Source organism: Ilumatobacter sp., from assembly GCF_041688325.1.
Lineage (GTDB): Bacteria > Actinomycetota > Acidimicrobiia > Acidimicrobiales > Ilumatobacteraceae > Ilumatobacter_A.
In genome coordinates, this window is the sequence record NZ_JBDNIJ010000339.1 from 1 (window position 1) to 18,318 (window position 18,318).

The following is an 18,318-nucleotide window of genomic DNA, read 5'->3' on the forward strand; positions in this document are numbered from 1 at the left end:
CGGGTCAGGCAGCAGCTTTGTGGCTGAGGAGTGCAGGGCGAGTAGACCCTTCCGGATGGAGAATCTGAACGGCAAGACAGCAGTGATCACCGGCGGCGCAAGTGGCATTGGGCTGGCGATGGCCCACCGGTTCGGCGCTGCCGGCATGAACCTGGTGATCGGCGACATCGAAGTTCCCGCGATGGAAGCAGCCGTGACCGAACTGACTGCTGCCGGCTACCAGGTCGTCAGCCTGCAGGTCGACGTCCGCGAGATTGAGCAGCAGCGCGAACTCGAACGAGTCGCCATCGAGGCCTTCGGGAACGTCCACATACTGTGCAACAACGCCGGCGTCGGCGCTGGCGGCCCGGTCGCTGACCCCGACAACCTGGAGGTCTGGCGCTGGACCATCGACATCAATCTGTGGGGTGTCATCTACGGCTGCAAGGTCTTCCTTCCCGCGATGATCGCGCACGGCGAGCCCTGTCACGTCGTAAATACTGCATCGATGGCCGGTCACGGATCCGCTCCGTTCATGGGTGCATACAGCGTTGCCAAGTACGGCGTCGTGGCACTGTCCGAAACGCTGACCAAGGAGATGCAGATTGCCAAGAACAACATCGGCGTGTCGGTGCTCTGCCCAGCCTTCGTGGCAACCGGCATCGCCAAGAGCGACCGCAACATGCCCGCCGGTCTCCGCCCTGAACCGGTTGGCGACCCCGTGTCCGGCGGGATGCAGGCAACAATCGAGTCGCTGGTCGCGAACGGCATTGCGACCGAGGTCGTCGCTCATGCGGTACACGATGCAGTCCTCAAGAACCAGTTCTGGGTCCTCACCCACGACGAGGCCAAGCCGGGCGTGCTCGACCGTGCCCAGCAGATCGTCGATGGCGTGAACCCGGGCGTCGGCGGCTTCGCGTAGCCCAACTCGCGCTCAACGGGAACCTCGGGACGGATTGAGGCAGAAACCGCTGAGTCGTGTCCCGAGATCGCTACGGCACCCACACTGACTGGACCACTGGTAACTATCCGAACGCCCAAGGGATGATCGCAGCGGAGGTCAAGACGGTCGTCAACGTGAGCGGAGCACCGACTCTCGTGAAATCGGTGAATCGATACCCCCCGAGACTGAAGACCATCAGATTCGTCTGGTATCCCACCGGGGAGAGGAACGAACAGGACGCGCCGATCAACACCGCGATGGTCAGCATCCTCGGTTCTGCCCCCACATCGGCCGCGATCGAAAGTGCTATCGGCACCATCAGAGCGGCAGCCGCTGTATTGGTCAGCAGTTCCGTCAAAACGATCGTTGCCAACATCACCAGAACCACGTGGCCCACGTCGCCCAATCCCAGGCCATCGGCGCGTTCGACGACACCGGCGATCTCTTCCGCGAGCCCGCTCGCGGACACCGCTGACCCAAGGCTGATCGCCGCTGCCATAGTTGCGACCACGTTCACGTTAATTGATCGCCACGCCTGGCTGACGGAGACCGCCCGTCCTGCCACGACCACGATCGATGCTGCCATCGCTGCCTCGAACAGATTCAGCAGGCCACTCACCGCCGCGACCACCAGTCCAGCCGTTGCCACAACGACGAGCATCGACCGGTCACGACGAGCGGGAGGCTGCTCGTCTAAGGCCGCAACCAGCGAGAAATCGGCATGCCCCCGCCAGCGCGAGGCAAACGAGTCGTCGGCGAGCACCAGCAGCACATCGCCAGCCTTCAGCGTCACCTGCCCGAGTTGACCGCCGACGTCACCGTCCGACCGGTGAATCGCCATCACCGCAGCGCCGTAGCGCGCCCGAAAGCCCACCGACTTCAGCGATCCACCCGCCAGCACCGACCCAGGTGAGACCACCGCTTCGAAGACTCGAGCATTTGGCCCATGCGCACGAGTGACGTGCTGCTCCTCGACCATCGTGAGGCCCTCGATGTCATGGAGATCGATCATCCTCGCGACATCGCCAACGAAGCAGCAGACATCGCCTGCCTCGAGGCGCGTGTGCGGCGAGGCTGCGAGCGACGTGGCTGACTGTCGATCGGTCTCCGGCCGCTCGACAAGGGCCAAGAATGCGCCATCGAGATTTCTCAGCCCTGACTCCGCGATCGTCCGACCTACAAGCGGGCCATCCGCGGCGACGCGGGCGGTGAGCTGGAACTCTCTGCCACGACGCCCAACATCAGTCGACACTGCCGTCCGGTCTGGGAGGAGGCGCACCCCGATCGTCGACAACACGACCACACCGACCACCGCGACAGGAAGCCCCACGACCGTGATCTCAAGCACTCCGAGCGGTTCTTCGCCCGACCTGCTCAGGAGGTCCGACACCACGAGGTTGGTCGACGTGCCGATCAGCGTGATCACGCCGCCCAGGACACTCGCGAACGACAGCGGGAGCAGGAACCGCGAAGCGCTGACTCCATTCAGCTGAGACCAGCGAACGACGCGAGGAGCGAACATCGCCACCAGGGGTGTGTTGGGCACGACAGATGAAGCCCCGGCAGTCACCGCTGCCAACAGGGCAATCGACCCTCCTCGGTCGAGTAATCGGTCGAACACACGCGAAAACGTCCCGGTTGCCGTCACTGCTCCAGCCAAGACGTACAGCGCTGCGATGGTCGCCGGTGCGGGGCTGGAGAGCCCGCTCAGGGCCACCTCAGAATCGATGACATCAACAAACATGAGCACGACGACAGCACCACCCAGTACCACGACGGGTGCGATGCGATCAGCAATGAGGATGACCACACACAACAGGATCACGACCAGGGCGATCCACGAATCAGTTGTCACTCGGGTCCTTCGTTGAATTGCTGATCGCCTCGCTCAACAGGTCTTCACCGTGTTCGAGCAGCATGCTTCACAGTCGCCCTGACGCTCGCAGCGCCTCGATGATTCGGTCGGCAGCTTCTTCGGCAGACACCTCAGTCGTGTCGATGCGAATCTCTGGTGACTCAGGCGCTTCGTAGGGAGAATCGATCCCGGTGAAGTTCGCCAACTCGCCCGCACGGGCCTTGGCATAGAGACCCTTCGGGTCACGCTGCTCGGCTACCTCGATCGGTGTGTCGACATGGACTTCGATGAACTCACGCGGCTCAACCCGTCCGCGTGCGAGATCGCGTTCCGATCGGAACGGTGAAATGAACGACACCAGAACGATGAGCCCGGCATCGACCATGAGCGCCGAGACTTCAGCAATCCGTCGGATGTTCTCGACGCGATCCGCATCGGTGAACCCAAGGTCACGGTTGAGCCCATGTCGGACGTTGTCTCCGTCCAGGAGGTACGTCCGCACACCGAGCGCATGCAGCTTCGATTCGACGACGTTGGCGATCGTCGACTTGCCCGACCCGGACAGCCCGGTGAACCAGACCACACCCGGCTGATGACGGCTCTGTTCGCTGCGGGCCGCCTTATCGACTTTGACGTCCTGCCAATGAATGTTGTGACTGCGCCGAAGGGCGAAGTGCAGCATCCCGGCACCGACGGTGGTCTGGGTGATCTTGTCGATGATGACGAACGACCCGGTATCTCGGTTACCGACACGACGACCCTGCCCTGCATGGCCGAGTTGTGCGGCGCTCGGGTAGGGATCGAACGGAATCGCTCGATCGACGCTGAGGTTGCAGACCCCGATCTCGTTGAGTCCGAGGGTGTTCGCAGCAAGGTGTTCCAGTGAGTTGACGTCGACCCGATATTTCGGATTCGCGATGGTCACGCCGACAGTGCGGGTGCCAATCTTCATCAGATACGGGCGGCCGGGCAGCATCTCGTCGTCGTGCATCCAAACAACATGCGCCTCGAACTGATCGGCGACTTCGGCCGGTGCATCGGCTGCGCAGATGAGATCGCCGCGGCTCGCATCGATCTCATCGACAAGAGTGATCGTGACCGACTGGCCCGAGATCCCAATATCGAGATCGCCATCCATCGTCACGATGCGCTCGACAGTGCTGGTTGTTCCCGACGGCAGAACGCGAATCGTGTCGCCGGGGCGGATTGAACCGCCGACAATCCGACCGGAGAAGCCACGGAAGTCGAGGTTCGGGCGGTTGACCCATTGCACGGGCATTCGGAAAGCGCCATCGGCACTCGACGCATCGTCGACAGGAACAGTCTCGAGGTACGTCATCAAAGTTGGGCCGTCGTACCACGGACTCTTCTCGCTGTGCTCGACGATGTTGTCGCCGCGCAGCGCGGACACCGGCACGAAGGTGACGGAGTCGATACCGATCCGAGCGGCAAAGGCCGAGTACTCGTTGACGATTGCCTGATACGTGTGGTGTGACCAGTCGACGAGGTCCATCTTATTGACGGCCACGACGACCCGAGAGATCCCGAGCAAGGAGGCCAAGTAGCTGTGGCGTCTGGTCTGGGTAAGTACGCCCTTGCGAGCGTCGATCATGACCACAGCAACATCAGCAGTCGATGCGCCGGTGACCATGTTCCGCGTGTACTGCTCGTGGCCCGGCGTGTCGGCAACGATGAACTTGCGCTTCTCGGTCGAGAAGAATCGGTAGGCAACGTCGATGGTGATGCCTTGCTCCCGCTCGGCTGTCAGGCCGTCGAGCAGGAGCGCGAAGTCGAGGTCCGTGCCCTGCGTACCGACCTTGGCAGAGTCGACCGCAAGTTGGGCGAGATGGTCTTCGAAGACCATGTGCGACTCATAGAGCAGCCGCCCAATCAAGGTTGACTTGCCGTCGTCGACGCTGCCGCAGGTGATGAACCGCAGGAGCGACTTGTATTGGTGCGACGTCAGGTACTCGTCGATGTCGACCGCGATCAGATCGGAAATATGGGCCATCAGATCCCCCTCGGAATTGCGTTTGGGGTCAGGCCCCATACGTAACTTTTTTTCGGTGGGAACAGCATCAGAAATACCCCTCTTGCTTCTTCTTCTCCATCGAGCCGGCGGAGTCGCTGTCGATCAGGCGACCCTGGCGTTCCGACGTGGTGGCGAGCAGCATCTCCTGGATGATGCCGGTGATGCTGTCGGCGTCGCTTTCGATCGCACCTGAAAGTGGGTAGCACCCGAGAGTACGGAACCGCACGCTCTTGATCTCCGGCTCTTCGCCCGGCTCAAACTGGAAGCGATCGTCGTCGATCATGATCAACGTGCCACCGCGGTGCACGACCGGCCGAGGTGCGGCGTAGTACAACGGCACGATCGGTATCTGCTCGAGGTGGACGTACTGCCACACGTCGAGTTCGGTCCAGTTCGAGATCGGGAACACACGCAGCGTCTCACCCGGGCTGCGTCGAGCGTTGTAGAGGCTCCAAAGCTCGGGGCGCTGGCGCTTCGGATCCCACTGGTGCTGCGGTGACCTGACCGAGAAGATGCGCTCCTTGGCGCGGGACTTCTCTTCGTCTCGCCGAGCACCACCGAAACAGAGGTCGTACTTGTTGGCCTCGATGACCTGCTTCAAACCGTCGGTCTTCCACATGTCGGTGTGCATTGCCGAGCCGTGTTCGAACGGATTGATACCGCGTTCGATGCACTCGGGGTTCTTGTGGACGACCAGGTCGACGCCAAGGTCTTTTGCCGTCTGGTCGCGAAAGGCGTACATCTCGCTGAACTTCCACGTCGTGTCGACGTGAACGAGCGGGAACGGCGGCTTCGAGGGGTAAAAAGCCTTCATCGCAAGGTGCAGCATGACGGAACTGTCTTTGCCGACCGAGTACAGCATCGCTGGGTTGTCGCTCTCGGACACCGCTTCGCGCATGATGTGTATTGCCTCGGCCTCGAGCCGTTGCAGGTGCGTCAACCTATTGTCTACTATCTCCACGGACAATACATTAAACCATGCAACCTCGCGATGCAACCCCCTCCCCCCTTCCCCAGTAACTGCTCAGCGCGGGTGGCGTTGGTCCGTGGTTGTTCGATAGTCGGCTGCAAGCGATACAACATCGGCTGGCAGGCTGCCACTGACGAGGTCGGTCAGGCTGACCTCTTCGAGCACGCGTCGCAAACTGCCGCGAATCGCCATCCACACTTCGGGTAACGCTTCGGCGGGTGCCGGATAGCTGAGCCTGCGGAGGCTCTCGTCGTGCACATCAGCCAGCGGGCCGTCGACCGCACGAAACACGTCCGCGAGTGAAATGGAACTCGCCTCACGAGACAGCGTGAAACCCCCGGCCGGCCCGCGCTTGGACCGAATCAGCTCGGCCCGTTTCAGATCACGCGTGATGTCGAGCAGATACTTGAGTGAGATCCCTTGGCGCGTCGCGATGGGCTCGGCCTTGACCGCGCCACCGTCGACCTCGGCGAGTTCGCCCGAGGCAAGTTCGGCCATGAACCGCACCGCATTGTCAACTCGCTCTGAAATTCGCATCGCCGAGAACGGTAGCGCGCGACCTCGGACCAAGCCCGCAAACGGACCGGCAGCGACGGGACCTCGCCCGCAAGAGTACGAGCATCACGCGCAGAAATCCGCGAGCGCTCTGTTCATCTGAGACCGGTACTCGGCAATCCGACGGGTCTTGAGGTCTTCGTACCCTCGGATTTGGTCGGGCAGACCAGCAATGTCGATCGCCTCAGCGAGCAGGTCGGGTTGCAACGATCCCTCCACCACTTGCAGCGCTCGCCGGAACTCATCGGGCAGACCCGCTTCGGTACGGCGCATCTCACTCCGACCGAACGGATCGAGACGTGTGCCGCGCAGGTTCTTCCCGAACCCCAGGGCAACGAAGGCCGGTCGCAGCTTCGAGCTGACTGCCACCTTCGACGTCATACCCAATGCCTTCAGCATCGGTGGATGCAGCTTCCAAGCAACATGTGCCTCGGGACCGCCAACCTCCGTCGCTGCGCGAACGCCCTCCGGCATCAGGAGGAGCCGCGCTACCTCGTACTCATCCTTGTACGCCATCAGTTTGTGCATACTGCGCGCGACGGTTTCGGTGTACACACCTGTCGAGGACCCAACCCGACGCTCAGCCGCTGCGGCCGATTCGACGTCGTCGAGAAACCGTGTCGCATACGCTGCGTTCTGGTACCCGATCAGGTCACCGGCGAGCATCGTCAATGTGTCGTCGAGCGCCCGATCGGCATTGCCGAACTCACCAACAATCGCGTTGATCCGACCTGCGATCACGGCAGGAACTGGCTCAAACGTGACCGTCTGTGTCACTGGTAGCTCGTGCTTGGCCGCCGCATGAGCTTCGACGAACGCAGGATCGTGTGCCCATCGACGCCCCCAGTCGAGCGCTGCCAGATTCGCTTCGACAGCCACACCGTTCAACTCAATGGCGTTCTCGATGGCCTGCACAGTGACGGGGATGTGACCGCTCTGCACGGCGACACCGAGCAGCAACAGGTTCGACTGTGCAGCGCTCCCTGTCAGCGTCGTTGCGAGCGCAGTGGCATCAAGAAACTGGATCCAATCAGCCCGAGTCGCATCCCTGAGCCGTTGCTCGATCGAGTCCGTTGGATACGGCGTTGCCGGCTCCGAGATCATTCGACCCGTCGGCGTGCGGTGGTGCGAGACGATGGCAACGGTCCGGTCCGGATCGCACGCTGCGATCGAATTGTCGCTCGCGGCGACGAGGCCGTCGAACCCCAAGAGGAGGTCGGCCTGGCCATGACCAACGAGGTTCGACGATGTCCGGTCACCGCGCGTGAACACCACGTCAGACACCACGGGCCCAGCCTTCTGGCTCAGGCCAGTTTGATCGAGGCCACGGAGCTCCCAGCCATCGAGCATTGCAGCGGTCGACAACACCTGCGCCACCGTCACCACTCCGGTGCCGCCAATTCCCGCAAGTCGAATACGGACAAGGTCGACGGCAGTATCGGCGATCGGGTCGGGCACCTCGGACGTCGGCTCGAGAGCCGAAGTCGCGCGGACAGTTGTATCGCCCACCTCGACGATCATGAACGCCGGGCAGTCGCCTTCCACGCACGACATGTCGAAGTTGCACGACGCCTGGTCGATCGTCGTCTTTCGACCGAGCGGCGTGTCGACCGGTTGCACCGACAGGCAGTTACTGACGTCGCCGCAGTCTCCGCAACCTTCACAAATCCGATGGTTGATCACGACGCGTTGCGTGGGCATGACGAGCTGACCGCGCTTGCGGGATCGGCGGAGCTCGGCTGCGCAGAACTGATCGTGAATGAGCACCGTGACACCCGGGATCGTTCGCAGCTCGTCCTGCACCGCAACAATGTCGGTTCGGTCGTGCACCTTGACCCCTTTGGGAAGGCCGACACGTCGATATCGGCTCGGATCTTCGGTGGTGATCGCCACCTTGCTCACGCCGCACGCCAGCAAGATCGTGACGAGTTCGGGCACTTCGATCGACGACACCGAGTCTTGCCCACCAGTCATCGCCACGGTGCCGTTGTACAGGATCTTGAACGTGATGTCCTTCTTCGCCCCGACGCAGTACTGCAGGGCGAGTTGCGCTGAATGGAAGAACGTGCCGTCGCCATAGTTCTGGAACAGGTGGTGCTCGGCAACGAAGGGTTCCATGCCAACCCACTGCGCGCCTTCGTTGCCCATCGCGGTGATGCCGATCGACTCGCCGACCCGTTCCTCGTCCATCAGCAAGGTCATGCCGTGGCAACCAGTACCTGCGCCGACGAGTGCGCCATCGGGGACCTTCGTTCCCCAATTGTGTGGGCACCCAGAACAGAAGAACGGGGTTCGATTGACCGCCAACGGGATCAAGGCCCTCTCGCGCACCTTCGGCGATTCGGGAGCGAGACGATCACCAACTCGCTCGGTCAGCCGTGAGCGCAACCCAGCACAAATGGCATCTGCGTCGAGCTGACCCCATGAACGCATCAGCGTCGCGCCGTGCTCGTCGGTCTTACCCAGAACTCGCGGATGATGCCCACGGTTGTAGAGCGCATCCTTGATCAGCCACTCCAGGGTCGGATTTTTCTCCTCGACGACCACGATCTCGTCGAGCCCCTCAGAAAACGAACGGATCAACTCGGGGTTGAATGGCACGGGCATGCGAAGGTGCAGTAGCCGGAGGCCAGCCGCCTCGATGGCCTCGAGCCCGTCGAGCCCGATCCGCCGAAATGCTTCGAGCATTTCGTAGTAGGTGAACCCGGTGGCAACGAAACCAATCCACGCGTCGCGTGGGTTGGCAGTCACTCGGTTGAGCCGGTTCTCGATGCCGTAACGCTGTGCAAGCGGCAGCCGGATCTCGCGGAACTCACGCTCCACCTCGATCATCCGGGGCCCAAGAAATTGAGCTGACGGATGGCTGACCCAACGTGCACCGTCCACATCGACAGTCGGCAGGATCGGGTCAGCATCGAGGACCGGGAAGGTGATGGTGCCCGACCCATCGGCGACAGGCGTGACGATCTTCATTGCTGACCACAGCCCCGACGCGCGAGACATCGCAACCGCATGCAACCCGAGCTCCAGGCACTCCCTCATCGTGCCGGGGTACAGGATCGGCATGTGGAAGTCGACGAGCGATGCGTCCGAGGACGACGGCATCGTCGACGATTTACACGCCGGGTCGTCGCCCACCAGCACCACTGCACCGCCGAGCGTACTCGACCCAGCGAAGACCCCATGGCGCAGTGCGTCACCCGCTCGGTCGAGCCCAGGGGCCTTGCCGTACCAGATGCCGACCACGCCGTCGTAAATCGCGTCGGGCCGACCTTGGCAAAGTTGGGACCCCATGACAGACGTGGCACCAAGTTCCTCGTTCACCGCCGGCTGATGCACGATTGGCAGTTCGGGAACGGTTTTCAACGCACGGGCCACCTCTTGGTCGAACCCACCGAGCGGCGATCCTGGGTAGCCGGACAGGAACGCCGCCGTGTTCAGGCCTGCCGCGCGATCACGGCGCAGCTGCTCGATCGGGATGCGCGCGAGCGCCTGGACACCCGTGACAAACGCCGTGCCCTCGTCACGTCGATAGCGGTCGCTCAACTCGTACTGGCGGTTCGTCACATCGTTCTTGGGTGCGGTGGCCATGCAGAAGTTTCCGACGGAATCCGATGAAGATGCAAGAATCTTGTGAATGTCTGCAGATTCCACAGAATTCAATGCCATTCAGTGAGTATCGACGAAACTGATCGCCGAATTCTGCATGAACTGCAGGTCGATGCTCGCCGCCCAAACACCGAGCTGGCCGCAGCGGTGAACGTGTCACCGTCGACGATCGTCAATCGGCTCCGCCATCTCGAACAGTCGGGGGTCATCCGCGGCTATCACGCCGACGTCGATGACACCGCCCTCCATCGCAACGTCCAGGCACTGGTGTCGGTCAAGCTCAGACCGAAGACGCCAGCGCACGTCAACGCATTCCTCGACGCGGTGTGGTCGTTCGACGAGACCGTCGCCGTGTGGCTTGTCACGGGCGAGTACGACGCGCTCGTGCAACTCAGCGCACGTGACATGGCGACGCTGAGCCAGACGGTGTTGACGTCGATCGGTGGTGCACCGAACGTCGTCGACGAACGCACATCAGTGGTTTTCCAGCACCGCACCAAACGAGTTCTCGCGGCACTCGAACCCTGATTGCGCAGCGTCGATCAGGCGCCCCCGTTCCAGTCAGCCTCGATCGCGAATACGACGGAGCAGAACTTCCTGAGCGATCGTCGCAACGTGCGTGCCGTCGAGGTTCAAGACGTCACCGGTAACCAGACCGCGTCCACCGCTCAAGCCGTGTGAACGAGTGTCGAACCAGTGCCACTGATCGGCTCGGCACGGTCGGTGGAACCACACCGAGTGATCGAGGCTGGCGCCCTGGAACTTGAATCGATCGCTCGTGTCGTTGGCAAAATCTGGGTGCGGCGAACGTGCAGCGCGTGACGGTGCGGCGTCGGAAAGGAAGGCCATGGCGAGCGTGTGCTTGACCGGATCGTCGCCGAGTACCGCTCCGTCTTCATCCAGGATCCGCAACCAGTAACCGAGCCGCCAGGGCTCACCATCCTGGCCCGGAAGGTCGACAGCACGGCGATCGATCAGGTTGCCCCAGGAGTAGTTCTCAAGGGTCGGATCGTCGGGGAGCGCGAGCCCTTCGGGCAACCGAGCAATCTGCGCGTCGGCTTCGTCTTCGTCGACCTGGAACGACACCGACACGTTGAGGATTGCACCGCCAGATTGCCGCGCGACGACTTGGCGGGTACAGAAAGATCGGCCGTCACGAAGCCGCTCCACCTCGAAGCGAATCGGCTCGGTCGTGGACCCCGGGCGGATGAAGTAGGAGTGCAGCGAGTGCGGGCGGCGATCGGGTTCGACCGTTGCCATTGCTGCGGCAAGCGCCTGCGCAACGACTTGCCCGCCAAAGAGTCGGTTGCCCCACGGGTACCGCGCCACGATCCCGACGTATGTGTCCGGGCCATGCGGCTCCAAGTAGAGCAGGTCGCCGAAGTCGACGTCTTTGATCTTCGGCGCAGCATTCGACGAGTCGCTCATGGCCCCATCTTCGCTCAGACCGTCCGAAATGGAGACCACCAAGCATCGCCGATGGAGCATTTCGGTCCACATTTCGGCGGAGTGCACCGACGGATGAGTTCGGTGAGCGGCCGCAACGTGGACCAGAGTGAGGGCGTGGCAACCATCGACACCGTGGACCTGGCCGACCAGGACGCACCAGACGCGCTCGATCGGGCGCTGCGTAAAGACGGCTTCGTCCAGCTGGTTGGGCATGGTCTGCGAGCCGACGTCGCCGACGGGTTGTGGGCCGGGATGGAGGAGTTCTTCGCTCTGCCATTCGTGACCAAGGCGAAGTACGTGGTTGAGGACGCCGCAGCGAACCGTGGCTACCGCCAGCGCGGCAGCGAGGCCCTGTCGTATTCGCTCGGCGAGGCCAGCCCGCCCGACCTGTTCGAGTCGTTCAACTCGGGCCACGACGCTCGGGCAGGCGGACATCGTCTGATCCAAACGACACCCTGGCCGACGGAGGCACCGGCGTTCGCTGCAGCGACCCGGAGCTACCTCAATGCGATGGCCGAACTCTCCGGCCGACTGGACCAGATGATCGGCGACATCATTGGCATCGACGACCTAGCCAGTCGATCAACAGCGGGGCCCGACACCATGGCCTGCATCCGCTACGAACGACTCGACGACGAGGCAACACCTGCCCCGGGCCAAAAACGGATGGGCGCACACAGCGACTACACCACCTTCACGATCCTTCGGGCCGACCCCGTACCCGGCCTCGAAATTCTCGGATCCGACGGCTGGAAGCCGATCGTTCCCGATGCCGATGCGTTGTTGCTGAACGTCGGCGATCTACTCGCAATGTGGACCGACGACACCTGGCCGTCCACGGTGCATCGAGTTCCACTTCATGGCGATGGCACCGACCCGGTGCTCCGCCGATCGGTCGCGTACTTCCACTACCCCGACCTCGATGTTGCCGTCGAACCACTTCCGACGTTCGGACAACCCGACAGTACGTACCGCTCCGTGACCGTTGCCGATCATCTTGGCGCCCGGCTGATCGGCCCCAAGCGTCACGCACCATCGGCCGGCACAAGCACGCTGAGCGACCGAACGATCTAGCCCTCCCGTTCTCCCGACCGCCTCGCCCTTCCCACCTCGCCCAGCCGACCGCGCCCTTCCCACCTCGCCCAGCCGACCGCGCGATTCCTACGGTTACTGGATGGACGACCTGAACGACTTCCGTCAACGGTGTATCGACTTCATGGACTCGCGGCCGACGCCGTCGGGTGCACCGACGTTCGAGGAGTCGTGCGCGTTCCACACTGCGGCCTCAGCAGCAGGCGTCGGCGCAGGCGTCCCGTACCCCACCGAGTTCGGCGGGGCCGGATTGACCAATGCCCACGACAAGGTGTGGCGCGAGGTCAAAGAGAACTACCCGATGATGGAGAGCGAGTTCGTCATCAGCCACGGCATGTGCCTGCCGATGATCAACGACCATGGCACCGATGAACAGAAACGCCAGTTCATGCCCGATCTCATTTCTGGCAAGACGCTGTGGTGCCAGATGTTCTCTGAGCCCGGCGCCGGCTCGGACGTCGCCTCACTGCAGACCAAGGCCGAACTTGACGGCGACGAGTGGATCATCAACGGGCAGAAGGTCTGGACCACGTTGGCGCACAAGTCGCAGTTCGGATTATGTGTGGCACGAAACGACGCCGATCAGGTCAAGCATGCGGGCCTGTCGATGTTCATCCTCGACATGCAGGCACCCGGCGTCGAGATCCGTCCGATCAACCAGATCAACGGCGAGTCACATTTCAACGAGGTCTTCTTCACCGATTTGGCCATTCCGAAAGACTGGCTACTCGGTGAACTGAACACCGGCTGGAAGCTTGCCACGGCGATGCTGATGTACGAACGTGTTGCAATCGGCGCGGGAGGTGGCGGCGGCATCAGCCGGCCGATGTACGACCAGCTCCACAACTACGCGACGGCATCGGGAGCGATCGACAATCCAGTCGTTCGCGACCAGATGATGCAGGTGTATTCGATGGAGACCACGAAGGCGCTCATCGCCATGCGCACCCGCGCTGAGATGAAGGCCGGCAACACTCCTGGCCCCGGCGGCTCGCTCGGCAAGTTGTATGGCTCAGTGATTGCCTGGCGGATGCGTGAGATCGCACTCCAAATCGCTGGGATGTCGTCGGTGGCTTGGGCCGACGATGATCCGCACGGTGGCAGCGCACAAAGCCTGACCCTGCGCAGTTTTGCTTCGGGCATCGCTGGCGGCACCGACGAGATCCAACGCAACATCATCGGCGATCGCGTTCTCGGCCTGCCGCGCGAACCCGCTGTCGACAAAGGCGTGCCGTTTCGCGACCTCAGAGTCGGAACCCAAGCCTGACTGTCGCACTCGTTGTCACGCTCCGGTCTGACCAAAGTGTGACGTGAAGTGTGCAGTCGCCATGCCGACAAGCTGCCAGAACGGAGTCGACCCACTCGACACGTAGGGCGGTCACACCAATCATGGACCCAAATGGGTGGCCAAAGACGAGGGGTCGGGCCTCGGTGTGCGAACTACACCCGTTCGGACTGAATTATCGACGCGGGGCGGGGACGTCCGAAGAGATATCCCTGGGCTCTATCGCAGCCGAGGTCGCGCAACTTGTTGAGCTGCAGCGGTGTCTCGACACCTTCGGCGACGACTGACAGGCCGAGGCTGTGCCCGAGGCGGACGACTGCTTCGACAATCGACGTGTCGTCATCTTCGAGGCCAAGGCCGGCCACGAACGAGCGGTCGACCTTAATCGCTTCGACAGGGAAACGCTTCAAGTACGTGAGTGACGAGTAGCCGGTGCCAAAGTCATCGACTGACAGGTGCAGGCCGAGGCTGCGCAGTTCACGGAGTGCTGAGCTGGCAGCGACAGTGTCTTCCATCAGCGTCGTCTCGGTGATCTCAAGCCAGAGTGAGTCAGCCGCGATCCCCGTCGAGCCAAGCGCGTCCCGCACGGTCTCGACGAAGTCTGGATCGACCAGTTGCTGCGTTGCGACGTTGACCGAGAGGCCGCAGTTCGCAAAGCGCATCCCTCTTGCCCGCCAATGAGCGAGCTGCGCGAGCGAATCGCGCAGAATCGCTGCGCCGAGGTCAACGATCATGCGGCCGGACTCAGCAGTCGGGAGGAACTCCCCGGGCATCAGCAGCCCGCGTTCTGGGTGAAGCCAACGCGCAAGAACCTCGAAGCTCACGAGCTCGCCGGAGTCCAGGTCAACGATCGGCTGGAAGTACGGGACAATTTCGTGGCGTTCGATACCGCGTCGTAGCTCTGACGCGAGTTGCAGTGCGCTGATCGATGCCTGGCGCGTGGCTGCGGTAAATGCTTCGACTCGGTCGCGTCCTGCGGCCTTAGCGCGATACATCGCGGCGTCGGCATCACGCATCAGATCGTCTGCGGTGAGGCCGGGCGCAGCGTTGACAGCAATACCGATGGAGGCAGTGACCACCATCTCGTGACCTTCGATCACGATGGGTTCCATCACCGAACGCCGGAGACGTTCCGCGATTGCCGCCGGGTCGACGAACGCGCCACTCGGTGTGTCTTCGCCACCGATGGACACACGGTCGACAAACACGACGAACTCGTCACCGCCAAAACGTGCCAACCGGTCACTGCCGCGCATCACGCCACGGAAGCGCTTGGCGACCTCGCGCAGCACCTGATCGCCAAGGCCATGGCCGAGACTGTCGTTGACGACCTTGAAATTGTCGAGGTCGATAAAAAGGACTGCCACTTGGCCAGGCTGGGCGAGCAGCAGATGAGTGTCGAGCCGTTTGACCAGCGCCGTCCGGTTCGGAAGGTCGGTCAGGTCGTCATGGGTTGCAGCATGCATAAGCAGGGCTTTCGAGTGCCGCTGCTCCGTGATGTCTTCGACGTGGGTGATCGCCAGCGACACGCCATCCTCTTCGGTGATCGACACACGAGTACGTGCCCACACGTAACCGCCGTCCTTGCGCTTGTAACGCTGTTCAAGTGCGTACGTGTCGGAGATACCAAGCTCGAGCTGTGCGCGCTGCGATGCCGCTGCTGCCATATCTTCCGGATGCGTGAGTGTGCGAATCGCCATGCCGAGCAGCGAATCGAGCGTCCGGTCGAGCATGTCAGCGAGCGGTTGATTCGCGTCGACGATCTTGCCGTCGTCCAAGCGGACGAGCGCCATCCCGGTCGGTGCGGAATGAAAGGCCTGCTGGAAACGGCGGCGGGCCTGCTCGAGCGCAGCGGTCGTCCGCTTGCGGTCGGTGACGTCACGGAGCAGAAGCACCAGACTGCCGGCTGCGCGATGGCTGACTATTTCTCGACCGTCTTTGGCAAGGTGAAGCGATGCCTCGACAAGATGGGGCTCGCCCGACTTGTCGACCAACTCGAACACAGCAATGTTGCCGTCACGCCCGCCGCTCGCGCTTGTCACCTCGTCACCGACGTTAAACCGCTGCCATTGCTCAGACATCGAGTCGCGGTCAGCCTCGCCGACCATTTCCAGGAAGGCTCGCCCAATGAGGTCGTCAACCGACCGACCCGTCAGTGCCGCTGCTTTGCCGTTCGCCGAGGCGATGCGTCCCGTGTCGTCAAGGCCCATCACGGCATCGGGCAGATCGTCGAGTAGTTGACGCATCTGCGTTTGCGTCTTAGACAGTTCGTCGATCGTGGTGCGAAGGCGTCGACCAAACCGGCGAGCCTCCAGCCAGGTCACCAGGACAGCGACGACCGAAAGCACCCCGATAATCGACACAACCAGGACCGTGCTCGTCGACCGATCGGTGGCAACAGCAAAGGCTGCCAGGCCGATCAACGCGATGGCGACGACCACGATGGGAACCAGTGACCACCAAAATCTGGTTGCCCTTCGCCGTATTACTTCTGTCCGCACCACATCAAAATACGACCCGGCAACGCGAAGATCGTGGATGTCCCATTAACCCCTGGTCAGAGAGGGTCTCGAGCGTCCACGATCGACCAGCAGAAATCTGACGGAGGATCGAACAATGAGTCGTTATGTACGGGTGGCCCACCACTGATCGAGGCGGGCACGGACAGCATCCTCACCGATCAGACCCTCTTCGAGTCGAACTTCCATCAGGAAGTCCATAGCTTGCCCGACTTCGCGACCCGGCTTGATGCCGAGATGCTCAATCACCGAGTTGCCGTCCATCTCCGGACGTAGCGCAGCGAGTTCTTCGGCCTCGGCGAGCTCGTCGATACGTTCTTCGAGCTCGTCCATCCGGCGTGACAGACGCGCGGCCTTCTTGGCGTTGCGCGTGGTGCAGTCGCAGCGCGTCAGGACGTTTAATTCCCGAAGCAATGGGCCAGCGTCGCGAACGTAGCGGCGGACGGCCGAGTCCGACCATCCCATCGAATAGGTGTGGAAGCGAAGGTGGAGAGCCACCAGTTCGGTGATCGCCTTGACGTCGTCATTGGAGTAGCGCAGCGCGCTCAGACGCTTCTTCGTCATCCGGGCGCCAACAGCATCGTGGTGATGAAACGTCGTTCCCTTACCTTCGAGATAGCCGCGGGTCTTCGGTTTGCCAATGTCGTGGAACAGTGCAGCCAGGCGGGTCAGGCGGAAATCGAACTCAGGGCGGTCGCCGGATTCGATCGCCGGGTGCTCGCGCAGCGGGCGAACGTTCTCGACAACCGCCAGTGAATGCGTCAACACATCTTTGTGCTGATGAATCGGATCGTGCTCGAGTTGCATCGCCGGCAATTCGGGCAGGAACTGGTCAGCCAGACCGTTCTCGATCAGAAACCACAGGCCCGCAGTCGGATGGTCAAGGACCATCAACTTGTCGAGCTCGTCGCGAATCCGCTCTGCCGACACGATCTCCAGGCGATTCGACATTTCCTTGACCGCAGCCACGAGTTCGTCTGTCGGTTGCAGTTGGTAGCGCGCGATAAATCGGGCAGCGCGCAGCATCCGCAACGGATCGTCGCTGAAACTCACCTCGGGACCAAGGGGCGTACGTAAGGTCTTCGTCATCAGGTCGCCCGCACCGTTGAAGGGGTCAACGAGGGTCGGCACAGCCGCTCCAGCACCAGAGGCAGCACCAGTCAGTTCCAACGCCATGGCATTGACGGTGAAGTCACGCCGCGCCAGATCTACTTCAATCTCGTCGGCGAAAACGACGTGTGGCTTGCGGGAATCGTCGGTGTAGGCCTCGGCCCGGAACGTAGTGATCTCGTACTGCCGTGTTTCGCCAGTTTCTGGATTGACCTTGTTCGCGCCGATCGTGCCGAACTTTTCACCCTGCGTCCAGATTGCGTCCGCCCAGCCCTCGAGGCAGGCCTTGATCTCGGGCGGCCGCGCATCGGTCGTCAGATCGAGGTCGAAATCGGTCCGTCCGCTGTCAACGAGGAGGTCGCGGACGGTGCCGCCGACCAGGTAGAGGCGGTAACCGGCCGTGTGAAAACGCTCGGCAAGCGGTGACAGCTCGCGCAAGACGGGTTCGAATCGTTCTGGCACCACGACTTGCCACGATATGGGATGACCGCTCACTTCGATCAACTACCGCCAATCTCACCGGGCGGTTCTCTTTCGAACTGCCGGTCAACTGCACGGTCCGAGGAGGCATCGGGCAAGTAACGTTGGTGACGTGACGACGGCGACGGCGCGAGACACGGTGCGCGGGCGGATCGACGCATGGCCCTACGAACCCGACGTCGCCCACCTCATGCTCCTCGACCACCACATGGTGCCGACCCGCACCGACGTCGAAGCCTGGGTCGCCGAGGCACGCCAATCACCCGAACCGCACCGCGCGATACGGACGGGCGCGATGTTCCCCGAGGCGGCCAGCGTCTTCGCTGACGTCGGCTTCACGACAATCGACACGCTGGCCCTGCTCGACATCCGTCTGTTCGAACGCAGTGACCGCGGTCGCCCCGGCACACGGCGGAACGCTCGAACAACGACACGGCGGA

At 62.4% G+C, this 18,318-nt stretch carries 13 protein-coding genes; 5 read left to right on the forward strand and 8 right to left on the reverse strand.

All coding sequences use genetic code 11. The features are described 5' to 3' along the window. Nucleotides 1–55 precede the first annotated feature (55 nt). Nucleotides 56–901, forward strand: coding sequence for an SDR family NAD(P)-dependent oxidoreductase (locus ACH2EI_RS17500; protein WP_395160986.1), 846 nt, complete (start codon nt 56–58; stop codon nt 899–901). A 103-nt stretch (nt 902–1,004) separates the two neighbouring features. On the opposite strand, the gene ACH2EI_RS17505 is transcribed toward ACH2EI_RS17500, so the two are convergent. From ACH2EI_RS17505 to ACH2EI_RS17525, 5 genes are all read right to left on the reverse strand, one after another. Then, nucleotides 1,005–2,777, reverse strand: coding sequence for an SLC13 family permease (locus ACH2EI_RS17505; protein ID WP_395153340.1), 1,773 nt, complete (start codon nt 2,775–2,777; stop codon nt 1,005–1,007). A 67-nt stretch (nt 2,778–2,844) separates the two neighbouring features. Continuing rightward, complete coding sequence (cysN, locus tag ACH2EI_RS17510) at nt 2,845–4,788, reverse strand: sulfate adenylyltransferase subunit CysN (protein ID WP_395153346.1); 1,944 nt, start codon at nt 4,786–4,788, stop codon at nt 2,845–2,847. Between the two features lie 67 nt (nt 4,789–4,855). Beyond that, the gene (gene cysD, locus ACH2EI_RS17515) at nt 4,856–5,770 is read right to left on the reverse strand and encodes a sulfate adenylyltransferase subunit CysD (RefSeq protein ID WP_395152800.1); all 915 of its coding nucleotides are present in this window, start codon (nt 5,768–5,770) and stop codon (nt 4,856–4,858) included. Between the two features lie 63 nt (nt 5,771–5,833). Continuing rightward, nucleotides 5,834–6,316 carry an RrF2 family transcriptional regulator gene (locus ACH2EI_RS17520; protein ID WP_395152801.1) on the reverse strand — a complete coding sequence of 161 codons (483 nt, stop codon included), beginning with the start codon at nt 6,314–6,316 and terminating at the stop codon, nt 5,834–5,836. 84 nt (nt 6,317–6,400) lie between these two features. Continuing rightward, nucleotides 6,401–9,925: an indolepyruvate ferredoxin oxidoreductase family protein gene (locus ACH2EI_RS17525; RefSeq protein WP_395160988.1), complete on the reverse strand. Its 3,525-nt coding sequence runs from the start codon at nt 9,923–9,925 to the stop codon at nt 6,401–6,403. Nucleotides 9,926–10,006: 81 nt separating this feature from the next. Here ACH2EI_RS17525 and ACH2EI_RS17530 point away from each other — a divergent pair, with 81 nt between their 5' ends. After that, complete coding sequence (locus ACH2EI_RS17530) at nt 10,007–10,471, forward strand: Lrp/AsnC family transcriptional regulator (protein ID WP_395152803.1); 465 nt, start codon at nt 10,007–10,009, stop codon at nt 10,469–10,471. A 33-nt stretch (nt 10,472–10,504) separates the two neighbouring features. Here ACH2EI_RS17530 and ACH2EI_RS17535 read toward each other — a convergent pair whose 3' ends face one another. Continuing rightward, entirely contained in the window at nt 10,505–11,371 is an 867-nt protein-coding gene (locus tag ACH2EI_RS17535) for an acyl-CoA thioesterase (RefSeq protein ID WP_395152804.1), read from the reverse strand. A gap of 135 nt (nt 11,372–11,506) precedes the next feature. On the opposite strand from ACH2EI_RS17535, the gene ACH2EI_RS17540 reads away from it, so the two are divergent. Continuing rightward, a complete protein-coding gene (locus ACH2EI_RS17540) occupies nt 11,507–12,466 on the forward strand; it encodes an isopenicillin N synthase family dioxygenase (protein WP_395152805.1) in 960 nt (319 codons plus the stop codon). Between the two features lie 100 nt (nt 12,467–12,566). Then, nucleotides 12,567–13,751 carry an acyl-CoA dehydrogenase family protein gene (locus ACH2EI_RS17545; protein WP_395160990.1) on the forward strand — a complete coding sequence of 395 codons (1,185 nt, stop codon included), beginning with the start codon at nt 12,567–12,569 and terminating at the stop codon, nt 13,749–13,751. 173 nt (nt 13,752–13,924) lie between these two features. Here ACH2EI_RS17545 and ACH2EI_RS17550 read toward each other — a convergent pair whose 3' ends face one another. Together ACH2EI_RS17550 and ACH2EI_RS17555 are read right to left on the reverse strand one after the other, a co-directional pair. Further along, complete coding sequence (locus ACH2EI_RS17550) at nt 13,925–16,210, reverse strand: EAL domain-containing protein (protein ID WP_395152807.1); 2,286 nt, start codon at nt 16,208–16,210, stop codon at nt 13,925–13,927. Nucleotides 16,211–16,393: 183 nt separating this feature from the next. Further along, nucleotides 16,394–17,863 (reverse strand): CCA tRNA nucleotidyltransferase, encoded by a 1,470-nt coding sequence (locus tag ACH2EI_RS17555; RefSeq protein WP_395152808.1) that lies wholly within the window; start codon nt 17,861–17,863, stop codon nt 16,394–16,396. A 127-nt stretch (nt 17,864–17,990) separates the two neighbouring features. Between ACH2EI_RS17555 and ACH2EI_RS17560 the strand changes: the two genes are divergently transcribed. Continuing rightward, nucleotides 17,991–18,318 (forward strand): hypothetical protein (locus ACH2EI_RS17560; protein ID WP_395152809.1); only part of this gene is annotated, 328 nt, incomplete at its 3' end.